This window comes from Phycicoccus sp. DTK01, assembly GCF_017312765.1.
Taxonomy (GTDB): Bacteria; Actinomycetota; Actinomycetes; order Actinomycetales; family Dermatophilaceae; genus Phycicoccus; species Phycicoccus jejuensis.
Genome location: NZ_BOPU01000001.1, coordinates 501,114 through 517,901 on the forward strand (window position 1 = coordinate 501,114; position 16,788 = coordinate 517,901).

Below are 16,788 nucleotides of genomic sequence, written 5' to 3' on the forward strand. Positions count from 1 at the left end.
CGTCGTCGTCGTCGATCGAACAGCGGCGCCCAGTCTAGGCACGGCGCCGTTAGGCTCGCCGCGTGCTCGCCGTCGCGTTCCCCGCCGCCGCCTTCGCCACCAACTGCTACGTCCTCGCGACCGGCCCGGGGGAGGAGTGCCTCGTCGTCGACCCGGGCATCGGTGTCGAGGAGACGCTGCGCGAGGTGCTCGCCGAGCACCGCCTGCGCCCGGCCGCCGTCCTGCTCACGCACGGCCACCTCGACCACGTCTACTCGGTGACCCCGGTGTGCGGCGGCGACACCGCCGCCTACGTCCACGCCGACGACCGCTACCGCCTCGCCGACCCGCTCTCGACCATCGACCCCGGGACGCTCGCGATGATGGAGTCGCAGTTCGGGCAGCGAGCGACCTGGCGCGAGCCCGAGCGCGTCGTCGAGGTCACCGACCGGCAGCGGCTCGAGGTCGCCGGGCTGCCGCTGGAGGTCCTCCACGCGCCCGGCCACACCGAGGGCTCGGTGATGTTCGCCCTCGACACCGTCCCCGACGGCCTGCCCGCCGACGAGGGGCTGGACCGCACCGTCGTCTCCGGCGACGTCCTCTTCGCCGGCTCCATCGGCCGCACCGACCTGCCCGGCGGCGACGGCGCGGCGATGCAGCGCTCGCTGCGCGACGTCGTCCTGCCGCTGCCCGACTCCACGCTCGTCCTCACCGGCCATGGCCCGGCCACGACGATGCGCCGGGAGCGGGGCACCAACCCGTACCTGCGAGGATTGGGCGCGTGACTCCTCCCGCCCAGAAGGTGACGCCCATCTCGGGCTTCCCCGAGCTCCTGCCCGCCGAGCGGCTCCTCGAGCTGCACTTCCTCGACACCGTCCGCGAGGTCTTCGAGCTCCACGGCTTCGCGCCGCTCGAGACCCGGGCCGTCGAGCCGGTCGAGCGCCTGCTCGGCAAGGGCGGCGACGCCGACAAGGAGATCTACGGCATCCGCCGCCTCGCCGGCGAGGACACCGGGCGCGAGTCCGAGCTCGGGCTGCACTTCGACCTCACCGTGCCCTTCGCGCGCTACGTCCTCGAGAACGCCGGGAAGCTCTCCTTCCCGTTCCGTCGCTACCAGGTGCAGAAGGTCTGGCGCGGCGAGCGCCCGCAGGAGGGCCGCTTCCGCGAGTTCACGCAGGCCGACATCGACGTCGTCGACGTCGGCACCCTCGCGCCGCACTTCGAGGCCGAGATGCCCCTCGTCATCGCGGAGGCCTTCCGGCGGCTCCCGGTGGGGGAGTTCCGCATCCAGGTCAACAACCGCAAGGTCCCCGAGGGCTTCTACCTCGGGATCGGGCTGACCGACGTCGCCGGCACGCTCCGCGTCGTCGACAAGCTCGCGAAGATCGGCCCCGAGAAGGTCGCGGCCCAGCTCGTCGAGGCCGGTGCCACCGACGAGCAGGCGCGGCTGTGCCTCGCGCTGGCCGGTATCCGCAGCGAGGACCTGTCGTTCGTCGACGAGGTGCGCGCCCTCGGGGTCGAGCACCCCGTCCTCGACGAGGGCCTCGACGCCCTGGCCGCGGTCATCCGCGCCGGGACGGAGCAGGCCCCCGGCACGCTCGTCGCCGACCTGTCGATCGCCCGCGGGCTCGACTACTACACCGGGACGGTCTACGAGACCCAGGTCGTCGGCAACGAGGAGTGGGGCTCGGTCTGCTCCGGCGGCCGCTACGACTCGCTCGCCTCCGACGGCCGGACGACCTACCCCGGCGTCGGCATCTCCATCGGCCTCTCGCGGCTGGTCCACCTCCTCGTGACCAAGCGCGGGCTGACGGCGAGCCGCTCGACCCCGGCCGCGGTGCTCGTCGCGGTCGTCGACGAGGACACGCGGGCCCGCTCGGTGGCGGTCGCGGCGGCCCTCCGGGCGCGTGGCGTGCCCTGCGAGGTCGCGCCCAGCGCCGCGAAGTTCGGCAAGCAGATCCGCTACGCCGACCGTCGCGGCATCCCGTTCGTCTGGTTCCCCGGGGCCGGTGGCGACGGCGGCGACCAGGTCAAGGACATCCGCTCCGGCGACCAGGTCGACGCCGACGCCGCCAGCTGGGAGTGCCCCGCGGCCGACCTGCGCCCGGGCGTCGTCATCCCGCAGCACTGACCGGCGGCGGGCGCAGGCCGACCTCCTTCAGCTCGAGGACGGCCAGCGCCCGCACGACCTCGGGGTCGCCGCGCCGCCACGCGCCGGCGGGGTCGGGGGAGATGCGCGCGAGCCGGGTCATCGGCTGGTTCGCCATCGCCCGCAGCGCGAAGAGGTCGAGGTCCGGTGCGCCGTCGACGAACCGCTGCGCCGCCGTGGCCCGCCGGACGAAGCGCCAGCGCAGCACGAGCCAGAGGCCGACGACGAGGACGATCGGGGTCAGCGCCGTGACGAGCCCGAGCACCGTCGCGAAGCGCTCGACCGCGCCGACGAGGTCGCGCCCGGCGGAGGCGAAGTCGTCGCCGACCCCGGCCGCCGACCGGAAGGGGGTGGCGATCCGGTCGTCGAGCAGCGGCAGGTCGTCGACGGAGTCGCCCGCCTGGTTCATCCGGCCGGTGAACCCGGTGCCCGCGGCCTCCAGCCGGCGTCCCGGCTCGGCGAGCCCGAGCGTCGCGTCGTGCACCCGCTGGGCGACCCGCACGCAGAGGTACACCCACGCGACCACCCCGAGGTCGGCGAGCACCTGGACGGTGCGGCGGGCGGGGAGGTCGCTGTAGAGCTTCACGCTGGTCTCCTGCGGTGTCGGGTCCGGTCCGGCTCGGCACTAGACTTCCACCGCACTCCAGCAGGAGGCACCACCACGGGCAGCGTCGCCCGCGGTCATCGACACGAGACAGGGCTGGTATCCGTGAAGGTCGGCATCCCCACCGAGGTCAAGAACAACGAGTTCCGCGTCGGGATCACCCCCGTCGGCGTCCACGAGCTCGTCCGCCGCGGGCACGAGGTCCTCGTCCAGAAGGGCGCGGGGCTCGGCTCCTCGATCACCGACGACGAGTACGTCTCGCAGGGTGCGACGATCATCGAGTCCGCCGACGACCTCTGGGGCGCGTCGGACATGGTCATGAAGGTCAAGGAGCCGGTCGCCGAGGAGTACCACCGCCTGCGCGAGGGCCTCACGCTCTTCACCTACCTCCACCTCGCCGCCGACGAGCCGCTCACGAAGGAGCTCGTCGACAAGAAGGTCACCTCCATCGCCTACGAGACGGTCCAGCTGCCCTCGGGCCTGCTGCCGCTGCTCTACCCGATGTCCGAGGTCGCCGGCTGCCTCGCGCCGCAGGTCGGCGCGCACTCGATGATGAAGGCGCAGGGCGGCCGCGGCGTCCTCATGGGCGGCATCGGCGGTGTCGCGAACGCCAAGGTCGTCGTCCTCGGCGCGGGCGTCGCCGGCCAGAACGCGGCGAACATCGCGCTCGGCATGGGCGCCGACGTCACGCTCCTCGACACCGACCTCGACAAGCTGCGGATGAGCTTCTGGCGCTACGACAACCGCGTCGCGCAGATCGCGTCCTCGGCGATGTCGGTCCGCGAGCAGGTGCTCCAGGCCGACCTGGTCATCGGCACCGTCCTCATCCCCGGTGCCAAGGCCCCCAAGCTCGTCACCGACGAGATGGTCGCGCAGATGAAGCCGGGCTCGGTGCTCGTCGACGTCGCCATCGACCAGGGCGGCTGCTTCGAGAACTCCCGCCCGACGACCCACGCCGAGCCGACCTTCGAGGTCCACGACTCGATCTACTACTGCGTCGCGAACATGCCCGGCGCGGTGCCCCACACCTCGACGTGGGCGCTGACCAACGCCACCCTGTCGTACGCCACGAAGCTCGCCGACCACGGCTGGCAGGAGGCCTCGCGCGCGGACCGCTCGCTGGCCCTCGGCCTCAACACGCACGCCGGCCACATCACCTACGGCGCGGTCGCCGAGGCCTTCGGGATGGACAGCATCTCGCTCGACGAGGCGCTCTCCTGACCCACCACACCCCGCCGCCGACGGCCCGCCCCACCCCCGTGGGGCGGGCCGTCGACGCATGGCTGACCCACCTCGACGTCGAGCGTGGCGTGTCGGCCAACACCCTCGTCGCCTACCGGCGCGACCTCGCCCGGTGGAGCGCCCACCTGACCGCTCGCGGCGTGCAGCGTCCCGAGGACGTCACGCAGGCCCACGTCGCGGACTTCCTCGCCGGCCTGCGCGAGGGCGACGACGACCACCGGCCGCTCGCCGCGTCGTCGGCGGCGCGCACGCTCGTCGCCGTCCGCGGCCTGCACCGCTTCCTCGCGCTCGAGGGTGTGCTCGACGCCGACCCCTCGCGCGACGTCGCCCCGCCGCGCACGCCCGACCGGCTGCCCAAGGCCATCCCGCTCACCGACGTCGAGCGCCTGCTCGAGGCCGCCTCGCTCGGCGACACCCCGGCGGCGCTGCGCGACCGCGCCCTGCTCGAGGTGCTCTACGGCACGGGGGCGCGCATCTCGGAGGCCGTCGGGCTCGACGTCGACGACCTCGACACGCAGGAGCGCGTGGTGCGGCTGCGCGGCAAGGGCGGCAAGGAGCGCATCGTCCCGCTCGGCTCGTACGCCGCCGAGGCCCTCTCGGCCTGGCTCGTCCGGGGCCGCCCCGCGCTCGTGGGGCAGGGGAGGGGGACGCCGGCGGTGTTCCTCGGCGTCCGCGGCGCCCGGCTCTCGCGGCAGAGCGCCTGGGCGGTGCTGCGCGCGGCGGCCGACCGCGCCGGCCTGCGCGGGCACCTCTCGCCGCACACCCTGCGGCACTCCTTCGCGACCCACCTGCTCGAGGGCGGCGCCGACGTCCGGGTCGTCCAGGAGCTGCTCGGGCACGCGTCGGTGACGACGACCCAGATCTACACGCGGGTCACCGTCCAGCAGCTGCGCGAGGTCTACGCCCAGAGCCACCCGCGCGCCCGAGGGGTCCCGGGCGGGGACGCCGCACGCTGATAGGGTCGACACCGATCAGCGAGAGGCTGACCGACGCACGAGAGGGACCGGGGAGTACACAGGTGGCCGAGACCGAGGCGGCGTTCCAGATCCGCATCGACGGGCAGGTCGGGCCCACCGGGCGCCCGATGCCGGAGTTCCCCCAGCCCGAGCCCCTGGCCTCCCACGGCCCGGCGCGCATCATCGCGATGTGCAACCAGAAGGGCGGCGTCGGCAAGACGACGACGACCATCAACCTCGGGGCGGCCCTCGCCGAGCTCGGGCGCAAGGTGCTGCTCGTCGACTTCGACCCCCAGGGCGCGCTCTCGGTCGGCCTCGGCATCCCCACGCACGACCTCGACACGACGATCTACAACCTGCTCGTCGAGCGCGGCCTCGACGTCCGCGACGTCATCAAGCACACCAAGGTCGCGAACCTCGACGTCGTCCCCGCCAACATCGACCTGTCCGCCGCCGAGGTCCAGCTCGTCGGCGAGGTGGCCCGCGAGCAGATCCTCGCCCGCGTGCTGCGTCCGGTCCTCGACGACTACGACGTCGTCCTCATCGACTGCCAGCCCTCGCTCGGCCTGCTCACCGTCAACGCCCTCACCGCGGCGCACGGGGTCGTCATCCCGCTCGAGTGCGAGTTCTTCGCGATGCGCGGCGTCGCCCTCCTCGTCGAGACGATCGAGAAGATCATCGACCGGCTCAACCCCCGCCTGCAGATCGACGGCATCCTCGCGACGATGTACGACGGGCGCACGCTGCACTCGCGCGAGGTCGTCGCGAGCGTCGTCGAGCACTTCGGCGACCAGGTCTTCCACACGGTCATCTCGCGCACCGTCAAGTTCCCCGACGCCTCGCTCGCAGCCGAGCCCATCACGACGTACGAGTCGGCCCACAAGGGCGCCGACTCCTACCGTCAGCTGGCCCGCGAGCTCATCGCGCGGGGCGGGGCGGCCTGACCCGATGTCCTCGCCCCCCGGGGCCGCGGAGCACGAGGCGGTCGTCCCCGGCGGGGTCATCACCCGCCGGGCTGCGGCCACGCCCTTCGAGGTCCACCTCGAGAACTTCACCGGCCCGTTCGACCTGCTCCTCGGGCTGATCAGCAAGCACAAGCTCGACGTCACCGAGATCGCCCTCGCCACCGTCACCGACGAGTTCATCGCGTTCATCCGTGCGGCGCGCGAGCAGGGCGACGCGTGGGACCTCTCGCAGGCCACCGAGTTCCTCGTCATCGCCTCGACCCTGCTCGACCTCAAGGCCGCCCGTCTGCTGCCGCAGTCCGGGCCGGAGGACGAGGAGGACCTCGCCCTCATCGAGGCCCGCGACATCCTCTTCGCGCGGCTGCTGCAGTACCGCGCGTTCAAGGACATCGCCCGCACCTTCGCCGACCGGATGGCCACCGCCGGCCGGCGCCACCCCCGCGCCGTCGCGCTCGAGCCGCACCTCGCGGCGCTGCTGCCCGAGCTCGTCATGACGGTCTCGCCGGACCGGCTCGCGATCATCGCCGCGCGGGCGCTGACCCCGAAGCCGGTCCCGACGGTGGGACTGGCCCACCTGCACGCGCCGCAGGTCAGCGTGCGCGAGCAGGCGGCCGTCATCGGCGAGCGGCTGCGCCGCGACCGGGTCGCGTCCTTCCGCAGCCTCGTCCAGGACGCCGACAGCACCTTGGTCGTCATCGCCCGCTTCCTCGCCCTCCTCGAGCTGTTCCGGGAGGCCGCGATCGGCTTCGAGCAGGCGGAGGCGCTCGGGGAGCTGACCGTCCGCTGGACCGGACCCGACGACGGCGAGGTGCAGGTGACCGACGAGTTCGACGACCTGCCCGACACCCCCGAGGAGACCCCCGATGAGTGACCCCGCGCCCGACGTCGTCCCTGAGGTCGTGCCCGACGCCGTGCCCGAGGACCAGCTGGCCTTCGACGTCGCCGACTTCCCGGGCGGCATCCGCGGCGCCCTCGAGGCCGTGCTCATGGTCGTCGACGAGCCGGTGACGACGATGGCCCTCGCCTCCGCCGTCGAGCAGCCGGTCGGCGACGTCGAGGAGGCCCTCGCCGAGCTCGAGGCCGGCTACGCCGAGCAGCTGCGCGGCTTCACGCTGCGCCAGGTCGGCGGCGGCTGGCGGATGTACAGCCGCCACGAGTACGCCCCGGTCGTCGAGAAGTTCGTGCTCGACGGCCAGCAGGCCCGCCTCACGCAGGCCTCCCTCGAGACCCTCGCCGTCATCGCCTACCGCCAGCCGGTGTCCCGCTCCCGCGTCGCGGCGGTGCGCGGCGTCAACGTCGACGGCGTCATCCGCACCCTCCTGACCCGCGGCCTCATCGAGGAGCTGGGCCAGGACGAGGAGTCCACCGCGACGCTGTACGGCACGACCAGCTACTTCCTCGAGCGCCTCGGCCTGCAGTCGATCGACGACCTGCCGGCGCTCGCCCCCTACCTGCCCGAGGTCGACGTGCTCGACGAGATCGCCGAAGGAGGCCGCGCATGACGCCGCCGAAGAACCGTGGGAACGCCGGACGAGGAGGCCGCCCGCAGGGAGGTCGCCCGCAGCAGGGCGGTCGCCCCCCGCAGGGCGGCGGCTCCGGCCGGGCCCGCGGCACCGGGACCACCCGGGCCAGCCAGCCGACCCAGACCAAGCGCGAGCCGCAGCGGCCCGTCGTCGACGTCCACGACCCCGACGGCGTGCGCCTCCAGAAGCTCCTCGCCGCCGCCGGCGTCGGCTCGCGGCGCGTCTGCGAGGACCTCATCGCGCAGGGTCGCGTCGAGGTCGACGGGCAGGTCGTGCGCGAGCTCGGCGTGCGCATCAAGGCCACGCAGACGGTGCACGTCGACGGCGAGCGCGTGCAGCTCGACGAGTCGCGCGTCTACCTCGCCTTCAACAAGCCGCTCAACGTCGTCACCTCGATGAGCGACGAGCTCGGCCGGGTCGACATCGGCGACTACTTCGGCGACCGCAAGGAGCGGCTCTTCCACGTCGGCCGGCTCGACGCCGACACCGAGGGCCTGTTGCTGCTGACCAACGACGGCGACCTCGCCCACCGCCTCCAGCACCCGCGCTACGGCGTCCTCAAGACCTACCTCGCGCAGATCCCCGGGCCGGTGCCGCGCGACCTCGGCAAGCGGCTGCGCGAGGGTGTCGAGCTCGAGGACGGACCGGTGCGCGTCGACTCCTTCCGGGTCGTCGACTCGCAGCCGGGCAAGGCGATCGTCGAGGTGGTCCTCCACGAGGGCCGCAAGCACATCGTGCGCCGGATGCTCGCCGAGGTCGGCCACCCCGTGCTCTCGCTCGTGCGGACGCAGGTCGGGCCGGTGCGCCTCGGCGAGACCAAGCCGGGCAAGTTCCGCGCCCTCTCGAGCGCGGAGGTCGCCGCCCTCTACAAGGCCGCAGGGCTCTGATGCGCGTCCACGTCGTCGGCACCGGGCTCATCGGCGCCTCGCTCGGGCTCGCGCTGACCCGGCACGGCGACGACGTGACCCTCGAGGACGCCGTGCCGACGCACGCCGCGCTGGCCCGCGACCTCGGGGCCGGGCGGCTGCCGTCGGACGGCGAGGACCTCTCGCCGGACCTCGTCGTCGTCGCGGCACCGCCGGACGTCACGGCGGGGTGCGTCCTCGACGCCCTGCGCCGCTGGCCCGCCGCGGCGGTCACCGACGTCGCGTCGGTCAAGGGCGCGGTGCTCGCCTCGTTGCGCGCGGCGGGCGCCGACCTCGGCCGGTACTGCGGCTCGCACCCGATGGCCGGGCGCGAGCGGTCCGGCGCGGTGTCGGGGCGGCACGACCTCTTCGACGGCCGCGCGTGGGTCGTCACGCCGACCGACGAGACGCTGCCCGAGGTCCTCGACCTCGTGGCCGCCGTCGCGACGGCGGCCGGCGCCGCGGTGCGCCGCCTGCCGCCGGACGCGCACGACAGAGCCGTCGCCGCCGTGTCGCACGTGCCGCAGCTGGCGGCGAGCCTCGTCGCGGCCCGGCTCGAGGACCTCGACGAGCCGGCCGTCGCCCTGGCCGGCCAGGGCCTGCGCGACGTCACGCGCATCGCCGCGAGCGACCCGCACCTGTGGACGCAGATCCTCGCGGGCAACGCCGGCGCGGTGCGGGCCGTGCTCGCCGACCTCGCCGACGACCTCACCGCCGTCGTCGACTCGCTCGCGGCGCTCGAGGCCGGGGGGGACCCGGTCGGGGCGCGCGGCACGCTGGCGCGCACCATCGCCGCCGGGAACGCCGGCCACGCCCGCATCCCCGGCAAGCACGGCGCCGCACCGACCGCGTACACGACCGTGCGCGTGCTCATCCCGGACGAGCCGGGCCAGCTCGGCCGGCTCTTCGCCGACGTCGGCGAGATCGGCACGAACATCGAGGAGTTCCACCTCGACCACGGGCTCGGCCAGCCGTTCGGGCTCGCCGAGGTCGACGTCGTGCCGAGCGCGGCCGCCGGGCTCGCCGAGGCTCTCGCGGATCGGGGCTGGCGCCTGCACGGCTGACCGGCGTCAGTAGGCTCTCCACCCATGACCACGCCGCTCACCATCGCCATCGACGGTCCCTCAGGCTCCGGCAAGAGCAGCGTCGCGCGGGCCGTGGCACGGCGCCTCGGCATCGGGTTCGTCGACACCGGCGCCACCTACCGGGCCCTCACCTGGTGGTGCGTCGAGCGGGGCATCGACCTCGCCGACACCGAGGCCGTCGCGGCGGCGGCGCGGGAGCTGCCGCTCGAGCTGGGCACCGACCCGACCTCGCCGCGGGTGCTCGTCGACGGCACGGACGTCACCGAGGCGATCCGCACCTCCGAGGTCAGCACCGCGGTCTCGGCCGTCGCGACCAACCGCGAGGTGCGCCCCGTCCTCCAGCAGCTCCAGCGCGACCTCATGGCGAGCGCCGCCGAGCGCACCGGGGGAGTGGTGGCCGAGGGCCGCGACATCACGACCGTCGTCGCGCCGGACGCCCGCGTACGGGTGCTCCTCACGGCCTCCGAGGAGGCCCGGCTGCGCCGGCGCAGCACCGAGCTGCACGGCACCGCCGACGCCGCCGCCGTCGAGGCGACGCGCGACCAGGTGGTCCGCCGCGACCGCGACGACTCGACCGTCTCGACCTTCACCGAGGCCGCGGAGGGCGTCGTCCTCGTCGACACCTCGGACCTCGACCTCGACGAGAGCATCGAGGCCGTCCTCGACGTCGTCGCCGCGGCCGACGAGCCGCCGGCCTGACCTCCCCGACCGGCGCGATTCGGGGGAGCGGGCCCCCGTGCGGGAGGATGGACCCGTGAGCACCGACGACCCGACGCAGACGCAGGACCCCGAGGCCGTCGAGCGCGCCCTGCGGGCCGGACTCGAGGACTTCGACCTCGACGACGACGACCGCGCCCTCCTCGACTCCGAGGGCGACCCCGGCGCAGACGAGGAGCGCGGCGGCCCCGCGCCGGTCGTCGCGATCGTCGGCCGTCCGAACGTCGGCAAGTCGACCCTCGTCAACCGCATCCTCGGCCGTCGCGAGGCCGTCGTCGAGGACGTCCCCGGCGTCACCCGCGACCGCGTCGCCTACGACGCCGAGTGGACCGGGCACAACTTCACCGTCGTCGACACCGGCGGCTGGGAGGTCGACGCCACCGGCATCCACCTGCGCGTCGCCGAGCAGGCCGAGATCGCCGTCGAGCTCGCGGACGCCGTGATGTTCGTCGTCGACGCGACCGTCGGCGCCACCGACGACGACGAGGCCGTCGTCCGGATGCTCCGCCGCGCCGGCAAGCCGGTCGTCCTCGTCGCCAACAAGGTCGACGACCAGCGCACCGAGGCCGACGCCGCGGCGCTGTGGAACCTCGGCCTCGGCCAGCCCTGGCCGGTCTCGGCCCTCCACGGCCGGGGGAGCGGTGACGTCCTCGACGCCCTGCTCGAGGTGCTGCCCGAGGTCTCGGCCGTCGGCGCCTACGCCCGCGGCGGGCCCCGCCGCGTCGCCCTGCTGGGTCGCCCCAACGTCGGCAAGTCCTCGATGCTCAACAAGCTGACCGGCACCGACCGCGTCGTCGTCGACGACGTCGCCGGCACGACGCGCGACCCGGTCGACGAGGTCGTCGAGCTCGGCGGGCGCACCTGGCGCTTCGTCGACACCGCCGGCATCCGCCGCCGCGTGCACCAGACCCGGGGCGCCGACTTCTACGCCTCGCTGCGCACGCAGACCGCCCTGGAGAAGGCCGAGGTGGCGGTCGTCCTCGTCGACTCGAGCGCGACGATCGCCGAGCAGGACGTCCGCGTCATCCAGCAGGTCATCGATGCCGGTCGCGCCCTCGTCATCGCCTACAACAAGTGGGACCTCACCGACGAGGAGCGCCGCCACTTCCTCGAGCGCGAGATCGAGCGCGACCTCGTCCAGGTGCCGTGGGCGCCGCGGGTCAACGTCTCGGCCCGCACCGGCCGCCACCTCGAGAAGCTCGTCCCGGCGATCGACCGCGCGCTCGACTCGTGGGAGACCCGCATCTCGACCGGGCGCCTCAACGCCTTCCTCGGCGAGATCGTCGCGGCCCACCCGCACCCGGTGCGCGGCGGCAAGCAGCCGCGCATCCTCTTCGCGACCCAGGCGGGCACCCGCCCGCCCCGCTTCGTCCTCTTCGCGTCAGGCTTCATCGAGGCCGGCTACCGCCGCTTCGTCGAGCGCCGCCTGCGCGAGGAGTTCGGCTTCGAGGGCACCCCGATCGAGATCTCGGTCCGGGTGCGCGAGAAGCGGCGCGACCGCCGCTGACCCCGCGCGCGCGTCCGCGGGGCAGGCCGATTGGGTCGCGCGGGCGCGCGTGGGATAAGGTTTCGACGCTCCCGCGAGGGGGCGAGCCACGGGCTGTGGCGCAGCTTGGTAGCGCACTTGACTGGGGGTCAAGGGGTCGCAGGTTCAAATCCTGTCAGCCCGACAACGAGAGAGCCGCTGCGGATCGACGGAGTCGACCGCAGCGGCTCTCTCGTTGTCGGGTCTGACGGGATGCCGGGAGCGCGAGTGCCCCGCGAGGGACGAGCGGGGCAGGAGCGCGGAGTCCTGTCAGCCCGACAGATGCGAAGGGCCCGACCGTCACGGTCGGGCCCTTCGGCGTGGGTGGGGTCCGGTCAGCCGACCGCGGTGGCCATCCGCCGGACGGCCTCCTCGAGGATGGCGGGCGAGGTGGCGAAGTTGAGCCGGACGAACCCGCGGCCGGCCTGCGCCCCGTAGCGCGGCCCGGAGCCGAGGGCGACCCGGCCCCGCTCGCGGAAGGCGGCGGCGGGGTCGTCGCCGAGGTCGAGCGCCCGGCAGTCGAGCCATCCCAGGTAGGTGGCCTGCGGCACCGTCCAGCGCACGGCCGGCAGGTGCTCGGCGAGCAGCCGGCCGACGAGGTCGCGGTTGGACCTCAGCTCGGCCCGCAGCCGGGCGTGCCAGTCCAGGCCGTCGCGCATCGCGGCCACGTGCGCGATCTCGCCGAGGTGCGAGCTGCCGTGGGTGTGGACCTCGGGCAGCCGGGCGAGGTCGTCCTGCGCCTGCGGGCCGGCGACGACGACCGCGGACTTGAGGCCGGCGAGGTTCCAGCCCTTCGAGGGCGAGAAGACCGCGAAGGCGTCCTCGGCGCCGGGGACGGTCAGGTAGGGGCTGAACGCGGGCCCGTCGTCGTGGACGAGCGGCGCGTGGATCTCGTCGGCGACGACGCGCACCCCGAACTCGCGGGCGAGCGTGGCGAGGGTCGCGAGCTCGTCGGGGGAGTGGACCGTCCCGGTCGGGTTCTGCGGGTTGCACAGGAGGTAGCCGACGCGGCCGCCGCCGGCGGTCGCCTCGCGGAACGCCGCCCGCAACGCCTCCGGGTCCAGCCGCCCGTCGGCGCCGAGCGGGGCGTCGACCCGCCGCCGCCCGATGGCGTCGACGAAGCCGAAGAACGAGTCGTAGACCGGCGGCGAGACGACGACCGCGCCGCGCTCGTCGGTGAGCATCCGCAGGACCTCGCTCGCGCCGATCATCACGTCGGTGACGACGAGCATCGACGACGGGTCGACGTCCCAGCCCCAGGTCTCGCCGGCGTAGCGCGCGACCTCGCCGGCGTAGCGGGGGGCCCAGCCGTAGCCGGTGTCGCCGCGCGAGACGGCGGACGCGACGGCGTCGGCAACCGCGGGGCACGGGTCGCAGTCCATCTCGGCCACCCACAGGGGCAGCACGTCGGGCGGGTAGGCGAGCCACTTGACGCTCGTGCGGTCGCGCCGCAGCTCCGCCTCGGAGGCCCCCAGGATGCTCGTGGTCGTCATCCCGCCACCCTAGGTCGCGGACCCGCGCCCGACCCGCGGGGCGACGGCGCGCCGACCGGCCACCACCCCATACAGTGGCGCGCATGACGCACGAGGGGTCCCCGGCACCGGCCAGCTCCCGGGTCCTCACCCTCCCCAACGTCCTCAGCTCGCTGCGCCTGGTCGGGGTGCCCGTCTTCCTCTGGGCGATCGTCACCGAGCACGACGTCCTCGCGCTCGTGCTCCTCATGGCGTCGGGCGTCACCGACTACCTCGACGGCAAGATCGCCCGGGCCTGGGGCCTGGAGTCGCGCCTCGGCCAGCTGCTCGACCCCGTCGCCGACCGGCTCTACATCGCCTCGACGTTGCTCGGCCTCGCCTACCGCGACATCCTCCCGTGGTGGGTCGTCGTCGTCCTCTTCGCCCGCGAGGCGTTCATGGCGGTCGTCGTGCTCGTGGCCAAGCGTCACGGCTGGGTCGGGCTGCCGGTGCACTTCGCCGGCAAGGCCGCCACCTTCAACCTCCTCTACGCCTTCCCGCTGCTCCTGCTCGCCGACGGTGACGGCACCCTCGCGCGCGTCGCCGAGCCGGTCGGCTGGGGCTTCGCGTGGTGGGGGATCGTCCTGTACTGGCTCTCGGCGTTCATCTACGCCGCGCAGCTGCGCCACCTCCTCGCCCACGAGCGGGCGGTCCCGGCGTGAGCGCCGCGGGCGGGCGCCGACCGGACGCGTCGATGACGCTCATCCGGACGATGATGGAGCGCCCGCTCGACCCGGGGTACGCCGCCGCCGCGGCCCGCCGGGAGGCGGCCGGCCTGCCGGGCTCGACGTCGCTGCGCGCGCCCCGGCTGCTCGCCGCGACGCTCGCGCTCGGGCTCGTCGTCGGGGTGGCCGCCTCCAACCTCACCGCCCCGGACACGCCGCGCTCCGCCGCCCGCGCCGACCTCGTGCGCCAGATCGAGGAGCGCCGGACGCAGGTCGAGCAGCTGTCGGCCCAGCAGCAGGGCCTCCAGGCCGAGGTGTCCACGCTCGAGGCCGCCCAGCTCGGTCCCTCGGCCGCGGGCGGTGCCCGCGGCCAGACCCTGGCGCAGGCCGTCGGGGCGGTCGCGATGACCGGCCCGGGGATGGTCGTGACGCTCGACGACGCCCCGGCCGGCGACAAAGGCGACGGCACCGACGGCACCGAGGAGCAGCGCGTGCTCTCCAAGGACCTCCAGTACGTCGTCAACGCCCTCTGGCAGGCGGGGGCGGAGGCGGTGAGCATCAACGGCAACCGGATGACGTCGGTCTCGGCCATCCGCTTCGCGGGGTCGGCGCTCGTCGTCGACTTCCGGCCGCTGGCCCGCCCGTACCGGATCACCGCGATCGGCGACCCGCGCTCGATGCCCGCCGCGTTCGCCGACGGCGTGGGCGGCAGCTACCTCTCGACGCTGCACTCGACCTTCGGCATCCGCGCCGACACCGACGTCTCCCAGGACGACCTCACCGTGCCGGCCGGCCGGGGCCTCACGCTGCGCGAGGCGACGCCGGTGGATACTGGGGCGTCCCCGAGCGGCGGGGAGCGCAGCGACCAGGAGGAGGGCCCGTCGTGATCCCTGCCCTCGGCCTCGCCGTCGGCGTCCTCGTCGGCCTGCTCCTCCAGCCGACCGTGCCGGTGTGGCTCCAGCCCTACCTGCCGATCGCGGTCATCGCGGCCCTCGACGCGGTGTTCGGGGCGGTGCGCGCCATCCTCGACGGCATCTTCAGCGACAAGGTCTTCGTCGTCTCGTTCCTCTCGAACGTCGTCGTCGCCGCGTTCATCGTCTTCCTCGGCGACAAGCTGGGGGTCGGCAGCCAGCTCTCCACCGGCGTCGTCGTCGTCCTCGGCGTCCGGATCTTCTCCAACGTCGCGTCAATCCGGCGCCACCTGTTCGACGCATGAGCGAGCCCCACGACTCCACGCCGACGGGACCCCGGGACGCGCGCCACGCGTGGGCCCGGCTGCGTCGCGCCGGCTCGCCGCGCCCGAGCCGTTCCAACCTCCTCGCGATGCTCCTCGCGCTGGCGCTCGGCTTCGCGATCATCGCCCAGGTGCGCCAGACCTCCATCCAGGGGCTGGAGACCCTCCGCGAGGACGAGCTCGTGCGCATCCTCTCCGACGTCGACCAGGACGGCGACCAGCTCTCCGGCGAGGTCCGCGACCTGCAGTCCTCGCTCGAGCTGCTCAAGAGCCGCACGACCGGCGAGCAGGAGGCCCAGCGCGCCGCCCAGGAGCGCCTCGACGCGCTCGGCATCCTCGCGGGTACGGCACCCGCGAAGGGCCCGGGCATCCTCCTGCGCATCGAGGACCCGCAGCGCCTGGTCCGCCAGAACCTGCTCCTCGACGCCGTCCAGGAGCTGCGGGCCGCCGGCGCCGAGGCGATCCAGGTCGGGGACGTGCGCGTCGTGGCCTCGACGTGGTTCGCCGACACCGACGGCGGCGGCATCTCGGTGTCCGGGTCCGAGGTGACCCCGCCCTACGTCATCCGGGCCATCGGCGACCCCAACACCCTCGCCGGGGCCATGCAGATCCCCGGCGGCGTCACGGCCACCGCGCGCCGGGCCGGCGCCGAGGCCTCCGTCGACATCCGCGACGAGGTGGAGGTCGACGCGTTGCTGAGCGTCACCACGCCTCAGTACGCTCGCCCCGTACCCACGAGCACCCCCTGACGCGACCGCGTCCGAGACAGGAGAACCATGAGCGACCTCGAGTACCCCGCCGGCCTGCGCTACACCGCCGAGCACGAGTGGGTCCGCGAGGAGGACGGGGTCGTGCGCATCGGCATCACCGCCTTCGCGCAGGAGGCCCTCGGCGACGTCGTGTACGTCAGCCTGCCGGCGGTCGGTGACTCCGTCGTCGCGGGCGACACCTGCGGCGAGGTCGAGTCCACGAAGTCGGTCAGCGACCTCTACGCGCCGGTGGCCGGCGAGGTCACGGCGGTCAACGACGCCCTCGACGCCACCCCGGAGCTCGTCAACTCCGACCCCTACGGCGAGGGCTGGATGTACGAGCTGCGCCCGTCGGACGCCGCGGCCGTCGCCGCGCTGCTCGACGTCGACGCCTACCGCGCCCAGCTCTCCTGATCACTGCCCTGCGCAACCGGTTTCCCCCGGGACCGGGACTTCCGCGCCGACGTGATCTAGGGTGGCAGGTCCCGGCGACCGCCGACGGAGAGGGTGGTAGGACGACATGACTGGCGACGAGCGCGGCGAGCAGCAGCAGCCGCCCGTTCCCGAGCCCACGACGATGCGCCTGCAGGCGGTCGAGGGGACCCGGGTCGAGCCGCAGAGCGAGGCCGAGCACGTCCTCACGAAGGCGGACCTCGCCACCGTCGAGGCGCTGCGGGCGGGCACGGCCCTCCTCGTGGTGCTCCGCGGGCCGAACACCGGCGCGCGCTTCCTCCTCGACGACGACGAGGTCGTCTCCGGTCGTCACCCCGACAGCGACATCTTCCTCGACGACGTGACGGTCTCGCGCCGGCACGCGGTCTTCCAGCGCTCCGGCGGGACCTTCGTCGTGCGCGACGTGGGCTCGCTCAACGGGACGTACGTCAACCGCGACCTCGTCGACGAGGCGGAGCTGTCGACGGGCGACGAGGTGCAGATCGGCAAGTTCCGGCTCGTCTTCTACGCCTCGGCCCAGGCCTGA

The 16,788-nt window shown here is 74.1% G+C and carries 19 protein-coding genes and 1 tRNA gene; 18 read left to right on the plus strand and 2 right to left on the minus strand.

Going from position 1 to position 16,788, the window contains the following annotated elements:
* Window positions 1-62: 62 nt before the first annotated feature.
* Complete coding sequence (locus J3473_RS02265; RefSeq protein WP_207021729.1) at window positions 63-764, plus strand: MBL fold metallo-hydrolase; 702 nt, start codon at window positions 63-65, stop codon at window positions 762-764.
* Window positions 761-2,110 (plus strand): histidine--tRNA ligase, encoded by a 1,350-nt coding sequence (gene hisS / locus J3473_RS02270; protein WP_207021730.1) that lies wholly within the window; start codon window positions 761-763, stop codon window positions 2,108-2,110. The genes J3473_RS02265 and hisS overlap by 4 nt, the downstream gene beginning before the upstream one ends.
* Here hisS and J3473_RS02275 read toward each other — a convergent pair.
* Window positions 2,094-2,714 (minus strand): hypothetical protein, encoded by a 621-nt coding sequence (locus J3473_RS02275; RefSeq protein ID WP_030529137.1) that lies wholly within the window; start codon window positions 2,712-2,714, stop codon window positions 2,094-2,096. The two genes, hisS and J3473_RS02275, sit on opposite strands and share 17 nt — an antisense overlap.
* Before the next feature lie 123 nt (window positions 2,715-2,837).
* Here J3473_RS02275 and ald point away from each other — a divergent pair, with 123 nt between their 5' ends.
* From ald to J3473_RS02325, 10 genes are all read left to right on the plus strand, one after another.
* Window positions 2,838-3,953 (plus strand): alanine dehydrogenase, encoded by a 1,116-nt coding sequence (gene ald, locus J3473_RS02280; protein ID WP_242525632.1) that lies wholly within the window; start codon window positions 2,838-2,840, stop codon window positions 3,951-3,953.
* A gap of 38 nt (window positions 3,954-3,991) precedes the next feature.
* Complete coding sequence (gene xerD / locus J3473_RS02285) at window positions 3,992-4,930, plus strand: site-specific tyrosine recombinase XerD (RefSeq protein WP_242525633.1); 939 nt, start codon at window positions 3,992-3,994, stop codon at window positions 4,928-4,930.
* 128 nt (window positions 4,931-5,058) lie between these two features.
* Window positions 5,059-5,874, plus strand: a complete 816-nt coding sequence (locus tag J3473_RS02290; protein ID WP_030529140.1) for a ParA family protein — start codon at window positions 5,059-5,061, stop codon at window positions 5,872-5,874.
* A gap of 4 nt (window positions 5,875-5,878) precedes the next feature.
* Window positions 5,879-6,766 carry a ScpA family protein gene (locus J3473_RS02295; protein ID WP_207021731.1) on the plus strand — a complete coding sequence of 296 codons (888 nt, stop codon included), beginning with the start codon at window positions 5,879-5,881 and terminating at the stop codon, window positions 6,764-6,766.
* Entirely contained in the window at window positions 6,759-7,397 is a 639-nt protein-coding gene (gene scpB, locus J3473_RS02300; protein WP_207021732.1) for an SMC-Scp complex subunit ScpB, read from the plus strand. The genes J3473_RS02295 and scpB overlap by 8 nt, the downstream gene beginning before the upstream one ends.
* Window positions 7,394-8,305: a pseudouridine synthase gene (locus J3473_RS02305; protein ID WP_030529143.1), complete on the plus strand. Its 912-nt coding sequence runs from the start codon at window positions 7,394-7,396 to the stop codon at window positions 8,303-8,305. The genes scpB and J3473_RS02305 overlap by 4 nt, the downstream gene beginning before the upstream one ends.
* Window positions 8,305-9,387 carry a prephenate dehydrogenase gene (locus tag J3473_RS02310; RefSeq protein ID WP_207021733.1) on the plus strand — a complete coding sequence of 361 codons (1,083 nt, stop codon included), beginning with the start codon at window positions 8,305-8,307 and terminating at the stop codon, window positions 9,385-9,387. Before J3473_RS02305 ends, J3473_RS02310 begins: the two co-directional genes overlap by 1 nt.
* A gap of 24 nt (window positions 9,388-9,411) precedes the next feature.
* Window positions 9,412-10,107: a (d)CMP kinase gene (gene cmk, locus J3473_RS02315; RefSeq protein ID WP_207021734.1), complete on the plus strand. Its 696-nt coding sequence runs from the start codon at window positions 9,412-9,414 to the stop codon at window positions 10,105-10,107.
* Window positions 10,108-10,162: 55 nt separating this feature from the next.
* Window positions 10,163-11,632: a ribosome biogenesis GTPase Der gene (der, locus tag J3473_RS02320; protein WP_242525634.1), complete on the plus strand. Its 1,470-nt coding sequence runs from the start codon at window positions 10,163-10,165 to the stop codon at window positions 11,630-11,632.
* A gap of 89 nt (window positions 11,633-11,721) precedes the next feature.
* A tRNA-Pro gene (locus J3473_RS02325) sits at window positions 11,722-11,795 on the plus strand.
* A gap of 190 nt (window positions 11,796-11,985) precedes the next feature.
* On the opposite strand, the gene J3473_RS02330 is transcribed toward J3473_RS02325, so the two are convergent.
* Complete coding sequence (locus J3473_RS02330) at window positions 11,986-13,143, minus strand: MalY/PatB family protein (protein ID WP_207021736.1); 1,158 nt, start codon at window positions 13,141-13,143, stop codon at window positions 11,986-11,988.
* A gap of 83 nt (window positions 13,144-13,226) precedes the next feature.
* Between J3473_RS02330 and J3473_RS02335 the strand changes: the two genes are divergently transcribed.
* The 6 genes from J3473_RS02335 (at window position 13,227) to J3473_RS02360 (ending at window position 16,788) form a co-directional block, all read left to right on the plus strand.
* On the plus strand, window positions 13,227-13,823 hold the full coding sequence (locus J3473_RS02335; RefSeq protein WP_207021737.1) for a CDP-alcohol phosphatidyltransferase family protein: 597 nt from the start codon (window positions 13,227-13,229) through the stop codon (window positions 13,821-13,823).
* Window positions 13,820-14,713 carry a DUF881 domain-containing protein gene (locus J3473_RS02340; RefSeq protein ID WP_207021738.1) on the plus strand — a complete coding sequence of 298 codons (894 nt, stop codon included), beginning with the start codon at window positions 13,820-13,822 and terminating at the stop codon, window positions 14,711-14,713. The genes J3473_RS02335 and J3473_RS02340 overlap by 4 nt, the downstream gene beginning before the upstream one ends.
* Window positions 14,710-15,042 carry a small basic family protein gene (locus tag J3473_RS02345; RefSeq protein ID WP_030529150.1) on the plus strand — a complete coding sequence of 111 codons (333 nt, stop codon included), beginning with the start codon at window positions 14,710-14,712 and terminating at the stop codon, window positions 15,040-15,042. Before J3473_RS02340 ends, J3473_RS02345 begins: the two co-directional genes overlap by 4 nt.
* On the plus strand, window positions 15,039-15,809 hold the full coding sequence (locus J3473_RS02350; protein WP_036830361.1) for a DUF881 domain-containing protein: 771 nt from the start codon (window positions 15,039-15,041) through the stop codon (window positions 15,807-15,809). Before J3473_RS02345 ends, J3473_RS02350 begins: the two co-directional genes overlap by 4 nt.
* A gap of 27 nt (window positions 15,810-15,836) precedes the next feature.
* Window positions 15,837-16,223 carry a glycine cleavage system protein GcvH gene (gcvH, locus tag J3473_RS02355; RefSeq protein ID WP_030529152.1) on the plus strand — a complete coding sequence of 129 codons (387 nt, stop codon included), beginning with the start codon at window positions 15,837-15,839 and terminating at the stop codon, window positions 16,221-16,223.
* 106 nt (window positions 16,224-16,329) lie between these two features.
* A complete protein-coding gene (locus J3473_RS02360) occupies window positions 16,330-16,788 on the plus strand; it encodes an FHA domain-containing protein (protein WP_030529153.1) in 459 nt (152 codons plus the stop codon).